Source organism: Micromonospora sp. NPDC049089 (assembly GCF_040648775.1).
Lineage (GTDB): Bacteria > Actinomycetota > Actinomycetes > Mycobacteriales > Micromonosporaceae > Micromonospora.
Genome location: NZ_JBEZEH010000294.1, coordinates 1 through 6,319, shown reverse-complemented (window position 1 = coordinate 6,319; position 6,319 = coordinate 1). Strand labels below are relative to the sequence as shown.

Sequence of the window (6,319 nt, the reverse complement as noted above, 5' to 3'; positions counted from 1 at the left end):
AGGCCGGTCGCGGGCGGGCCGAACTCCGCTCCCTGATCCCGCCCAACCTAGCTGGCCTCCCCGCGTTGGTGGGGGGCTGGATCCCCCCGGCGGGGGCCGTCGCTGCCCGACGGCGGCCGGCTTGGCTAGGCGGCGGGTACCGCGGCGAAGAACTGCCGCAGCGCGTCGGCGACCAGGGTGGGTGCCGTCATGGTCGCGAAGTGCGACTGACCTGGCCAGACGACGTAACGGGCCGCTGGAATCGCCCGCGCGAGGGCGTTCATCGTGGTGGGCATCGGCTCCCAGGTGTCCGCGCCGGCCAGCAGGAGAGTCGGCACGGCGATCGAGGACCACCGGGTGATGTCGGTGCTGTCCTGCGCGAGCGCCTCCAGATCGTGCAGCCAGCCGACCGCCGAGCGGCGCGCCTCGACCGGGTCGGGCACCCGATCTCCCGCGCCAGCGGCCATCGCGGCGACGATCTCGGCCGGAACCCGCGTCACCTCGTTCAGGGCCGCTGCCATCGCGGTGGCGTCGTCGCGCTCGAAGGCGGCACGGTACCGGTCGAGCAGCGGCGCGACCTGCGCTCCGGCCGCGAAGAGCGGCGGCTCGAAGATCGCCAGGGAGCGTACGTCGCGCGGATCGACCAAGGTGGTGTGCAACGCCAGGGTCGCTCCGTAGGACGCGCCGACGAGATGGACCGGTCGGCCCGAGGATCGCCGGGCGGTCTCGATGACGGCGAGCAGGTCGGCGGTCTCGTCCGGGAAGGACTTGGTGCCGGCCGGGACGTCGCTGGGACCGTATCCGCGCCGGGCCGGCAGCCACACCTCGTGGTCCTGGGTCAGGTGCTCCGCGACGGTGGCCCAGGAGTGCAGCCCGCCACCCGAGCCGTGCACCAGGACGACGGGGTCTCCGACGCCCAGTCGTCGTACCACCAGGTGGGTTCCGTCGGCCGACTCGACCGACTGATCGTGGCTGCTCACTGCTGCTCCTGTTTCTGGGTCGGCCAGTTGCTCAACGTGGTGTGCACCGCGTCGAGGATCGACTGCCACGACGCGTCGACAGCGCGGGGATGCCCGAAACCGTCGACCGTTTCGAGGCTCACGAAGCCGTGGAAGGTGCTGCGGACGAATCGGATGGCGTCGGTCAGGGCCGGCTCGTCGAGCCCGTACCCGCGCAGCATCGCGTAACTCAGCTCGATCAGGCGTAGGTGCCCGGCCGACCGGGTGCCGACCTCGGGCGGCAGTTGGAGCTGGGTCGCCGCGTACTGCCCCGGATGGGTGACGGCGAACGCGCGCCAGGCGTCGGCGAATCCGACCAGGGCCTGGCGGCCGGCCCGCCCCGCCACCGCGATCGCCAGCGCGTCGGCGAAGGTGGCCGCCGCCCGGACCGCGACGTGCTCGATCAATGCGTCCCGGCTGCGGACGTGCACGTACAGGGCCGCGTCCGAGACCCCGAAGTGCCGGGCGACGGCGGCGACGGTCAACCGGGACAGGCCGACCGAATCCGCCAGCTCGGCAGCGGCGGCTGAGACGCGCGCGTTGGTCAGACCCTGCCGTGGCATACCGGACCTTTGCTTCACTAGGAAATAGCTTAGGGTCCCTAAGATAGCACCGCGGTCGGCTGCTGGGTCGGGCAGGCATGAACTGCCCAGTCGGGGGAAGACCGGCCCTTCCACCGCTCGCCGAGCCCTGCACTCCCGGTCCAACTCATTCGTGAAGCGAGCGGCGCCCTCGGCGTCTCCGCCGTGGAGACGGAGACAGTACGAACTGGGTACGATCCGCTCTTAAGGGACGTTAAGTCGCACGTCCCCCTCCTGGTCGCGCACCTGACGAGACGATCACCGTCGATCGGGCCTCAGGACCGAGGCGTGGGTCACACCGTCGGCCATCGGTCGTCGTCGCGTCGTGGGTGCGACGTCGGCGTCCTGGTCGGATCACGATCACTCGATGACGACGAGGCCGCCCACCCGCCGCCCGCGCTCGGCCGGTAGTGGATCGTGCCTGGTGGCGGGCCTGTCGAGGATGATCCGAGCTGATCGCGCCGTCGCGCTACATTTGACAACGTTGCCACCGGCAGGCCAAGGTGCCCGAAGGGGCTCCTGAGGTAGCAGTGACAGGCGAATACTCTGCTACGTCTATATTGCCGGATTGTTACTTTTTCAACAGTCCCTCGCCTTGCGGATGGCCCTCCGGCCGCAATACGTTGCCGTCAACAACAAAACCAAGTGAAGGTTCAACCTTCCGGAGGCAACCGATGACGTTGGCGAGGTGGTACGAGCAATGAGCAACGTGCCCACCCTCCTTGAGATGCGCTCCATCACCAAGGAGTTCCCCGGAGTCAAGGCCCTCTCCGACGTCAACCTGGTGGTTCGCGCCGGCGAGATCCATGCCATCTGCGGCGAGAACGGTGCGGGCAAGTCCACCCTGATGAAGGTCCTCAGCGGGGTGTACCCACACGGCACCTACGACGGCAAGATCATCTACCAGGGGTCGGAGAGCAAGTTCTCCGACATCCGGGCCAGTGAGAACGCCGGCATCGTGATCATCCACCAGGAGCTCGCGCTCATTCCAGGGATGTCGATCGCCGAGAACATCTTCCTCGGCAACGAACCGCGCAAGCGGGGCGCGATCGACTGGAAGGCCGCGAACCGGATGGCGCTGGACCTGATGGCCCGGGTCGGTCTGGAAGAGGACCCGGACACCCTGATCAAGGACATCGGGGTCGGCAAGCAGCAGCTCGTCGAGATCGCCAAGGCGTTCGCCAAGGACGTGAAGCTGCTCATCCTCGACGAGCCCACTGCGGCGCTCAACGAGGCCGACTCCAAGCACCTGCTGGACCTGCTGCGCGGGTTCCGCTCCCGCGGCATCACCTCGATCATGATTTCGCACAAGCTGAACGAGATCGAGGCGATCGCCGACCAGATCACCATCCTGCGCGACGGCCGGACCGTGGAGACCCTCGACGTCAAGGCGGACGGGGTCGACGAGGACCGGATCGTGCGGGGCATGGTCGGCCGGGAGCTGAGCAGCCGGTTCCCGGACCACACCCCGAAGATCGGCGACGTCTTCTTCGAGGTCCGCGACTGGAACGTCCGGCACCCGATCTCCGCCGAGCGGCAGGTCTGCAAGAACGAGAGCTTCGTGGTGCGCCGCGGCGAGATCGTCGGCTTCGCCGGTCTCATGGGCGCGGGCCGCACGGAACTCGCGATGAGTGTCTTCGGCCGCTCCTACGGGGTGTTCGAGTCGGGCACGATCATCAAGGACGGCAAGGAGATCGTGCTGAAGTCGGTGGCGGATGCCATCGACAACGGTCTCGCCTACGTCAGCGAGGACCGCAAGGCGATCGGCCTCAACCTGCTCGACGACATCAAGACGTCGACGGTGGCCGCCAAGCTGTCCAAGATCACGCACCACGGCGTCCTGAACGAGGTCGAGGAATACCAGGCGGCTGAGTCGTACCGCAAGGAGTTGCGGACCAAGGCCCCGACGGTCGACGAGAGCGTCTCCAAGCTCTCGGGCGGCAACCAGCAGAAGGTCGTCCTGGCCAAGTGGATGTTCACCGACCCGGACCTGCTGATCCTCGACGAGCCGACGCGCGGCATCGACGTGGGCGCCAAGTACGAGATCTACGGCATCATCCAGCGGCTCGCCGACCAGGGGAAGGGCGTCATCGTCATCTCCTCGGAGCTGCCTGAGCTGATCGGGCTGTGCGACCGCATCTACACCGTGTTCGAAGGCGCCATCACGGGCGAGATCGCCCGGGCCGACGCCACCCCGGAAACCCTCATGAAGCAGATGACCTCTACGAAGAAGATGGCCACACGATGAGCCGATTGAAGGACCTTCAGAAGAACCTGTTCGGAGGCACCACCTCCAACGCTCGCCAGTTCGGAATGATCTTCACCCTGGTGGCGATCGTCGTCCTGTTCCAGATCCTGACGGACGGCCTCACCCTGCGGTCGGACAACCTGATCGCGCTGTTCCAGCAGAACTCGTACATTCTGATTCTGGCCATCGGCATGCTCATGGTGATCGTGGCCGGGCACATCGACCTCTCGGTCGGCTCCGTCGCGGCCTTCGCCGGCATCCTGGTCGCCAAGTCGATGACCGAGTGGGACCTTCCCTGGCCCGCTGCCATCGTGTTCGGCCTCGCCATCGGCGCGGCGATCGGCGCCTGGCAGGGCTTCTGGGTGGCCTACATCGGGGTGCCGGCGTTCATCGTCACCCTGGCCGGCATGCTGCTCTTCCGGGGCGGCAACCAGTTCATCGGTAACGCCAGCACCGTCCCGGTGCCGGAGGGCTTCCGGGAGATCGGCTCCGGCTTCCTGCCCGAGTTCGGCCCGAACACCGGCTACAACAACGCCACGCTGCTCCTCGGCCTGGCCGCGGCATTGGCGGTGGTGTGGCGGGAGATCCAGGCCCGCAAGACCCGACGGGCGATGGACGCCGACCCGGCACCCATGTGGATCTCCATCCTGCGGATGGCCATCATGGTCGGCGTGATCGCCTTCGCGGCGCTGCGCTTCGCCAGCGGTCGCGTCGGCACCAGCTTCCCGATCTCCGGCATCATCCTGCTGGTCCTGGTCATCGCGTACTCCTTCTACACCCGCAACACGGCCGGTGGCCGGCACATCTACGCGGTGGGCGGCAACTCCCGGGCGGCCGAGCTGTCCGGTGTGAAGCTCAAGCGGGTCAACTTCTTCGTCATGATGAACATGTCCGTCCTGGCTGCCCTGGCCGGCATGATCTTCGTGGCCCGTTCGGCGGCCTCCGGACCGCAGGACGGCAACGGCTGGGAACTGGACGCCATCGCCGCCGTCTTCATCGGTGGCGCGGCCGTCGCCGGCGGTATCGGCACCATCAGCGGCTCCATCGTCGGTGGTCTCGTCATGGCCGTGCTCAACAACGGCCTCCAGCTCATGGGTGTCGGCACCGACCGCGTCCAGATCATCAAGGGTCTGGTCCTGCTGCTGGCCGTCGCGATCGACGTCTACAACAAGAGCCAGGGGCGCTTCTCCATCATCGGGAGCCTGATGCGGCCGTTCCGCCGCGAGGACTCCGCCCCACCCGCCTCACCGCCGGACGCGGAGCGCGAGCCCGCCAAGGCAGCGGTGTCCGGCTGACGGCCACCGACCTCTCTACCCGCCTCACCATCTAGAAAGGCAAGTCCTCACCATGCGTAAATTCTTCGGCACTTCGGTGGTGGCCATCAGCGCCGCCGCGATGCTGGCCCTCGCCGGCTGCGGTTCCGGCCGCGACGGCGACAGCGGCTCCGGCGGCGAGGCCGCCAAGGGCTTCCCGGCGAACTCGCTGATCGGCGTGGCCCTGCCGGCCAAGACCTCGGAGAACTGGGTCCTCGCCGGTGACCTGTTCAGCAACGGTCTCAAGGAGGCCGGCTTCCAGGGTGACGTGCAGTACGCCGGCGCGTCGACCACTGTCGCCGACCAGCAGGCTCAGATCACCGCCATGGTCACCAAGGGCGCCAAGGTCATCGTCATCGGCGCGACCGACGCCGCGCAGCTGTCGACCCAGGTCGCGGCGGCCCACACGGCCGGTGTGAAGGTCATCGCCTACGACCGGCTCATCACGAACACCCCGGACCTCGACTACTACGTCGCCTTCGACAACTTCAAGGTCGGCCAGCTCCAGGGCCAGGCCCTGCTGGACGGCATGAAGGCCAAGAAGCCGAACGGCCCGTACAACATCGAGCTGTTCTCCGGCTCGCCGGACGACAACAACGCCGGTGTCTTCTTCAACGGCGCGATGGACGTGCTCAAGCCGGAGATCGACAAGGGCAACGTCGTCGTCGCCTCGGGTCAGAAGGACGTCAAGCAGACCGCCATCCAGGGCTGGAAGGCCGAGGGTGCGCAGGCCCGCATGGACCAGCTGCTGACCTCGACCTACGGCAACAAGGAGCTGGACGGCGTCCTCTCCCCGAACGACACGCTGGCCCGCGCCATCCTGACCTCGGTCAAGGGTGCTGGCAAGCCGACCCCGGTCGTCACCGGCCAGGACTCCGAGGTCGAGTCGGTCAAGTCGATCGTCAAGGGCGAGCAGTACATGACGATCAACAAGGACACCCGCAACCTGGTGAAGGAGACCATCAACATGGTCAAGGCTCTCCAGGCCGGCGACCAGCCGCAGGTGAACGACACCAAGTCCTACAACAACGGCAGCAAGGTCGTCGACACGTACCTGCTCCCGCCGGTCGCCGTCACCAAGGCGAACGCGGCTGAGGCGTACGCCAACGACCCGAAGCTCGCGCCGCTCACCAAGTAATCACCGCACGGTAGGTAGCAACGCCGATGGGTCCCGGGTCTCCTCTACCGGGACCCATCGTC

The 6,319-nt window shown here is 67.3% G+C and carries 5 protein-coding genes; 3 read left to right on the top strand and 2 right to left on the bottom strand.

Translation table 11 applies throughout. The annotated features are described in order from the left end of the window. Positions 1 to 125: 125 nt before the first annotated feature. Together AB0B48_RS31295 and AB0B48_RS31290 are read right to left on the bottom strand one after the other, a co-directional pair. Complete coding sequence (locus AB0B48_RS31295; protein ID WP_357207877.1) at positions 126 to 959, bottom strand: alpha/beta fold hydrolase; 834 nt, start codon at positions 957 to 959, stop codon at positions 126 to 128. After that, entirely contained in the window at positions 956 to 1,540 is a 585-nt protein-coding gene (locus AB0B48_RS31290; protein ID WP_355006849.1) for a TetR/AcrR family transcriptional regulator, read from the bottom strand. The genes AB0B48_RS31295 and AB0B48_RS31290 overlap by 4 nt, the downstream gene beginning before the upstream one ends. A gap of 718 nt (positions 1,541 to 2,258) precedes the next feature. On the opposite strand from AB0B48_RS31290, the gene mmsA reads away from it, so the two are divergent. The 3 genes from mmsA to AB0B48_RS31275 are packed head-to-tail and all read left to right on the top strand — an operon-like array spanning position 2,259 to position 6,257. Continuing rightward, positions 2,259 to 3,806 (top strand): multiple monosaccharide ABC transporter ATP-binding protein, encoded by a 1,548-nt coding sequence (gene mmsA, locus AB0B48_RS31285; protein ID WP_357207873.1) that lies wholly within the window; start codon positions 2,259 to 2,261, stop codon positions 3,804 to 3,806. Beyond that, positions 3,803 to 5,101, top strand: a complete 1,299-nt coding sequence (gene mmsB, locus AB0B48_RS31280) for a multiple monosaccharide ABC transporter permease (protein ID WP_357207871.1) — start codon at positions 3,803 to 3,805, stop codon at positions 5,099 to 5,101. Before mmsA ends, mmsB begins: the two co-directional genes overlap by 4 nt. A gap of 52 nt (positions 5,102 to 5,153) precedes the next feature. Further along, a complete protein-coding gene (locus AB0B48_RS31275) occupies positions 5,154 to 6,257 on the top strand; it encodes a sugar-binding protein (RefSeq protein ID WP_357207869.1) in 1,104 nt (367 codons plus the stop codon). The last annotated feature ends 62 nt before the right edge of the window (positions 6,258 to 6,319 follow it).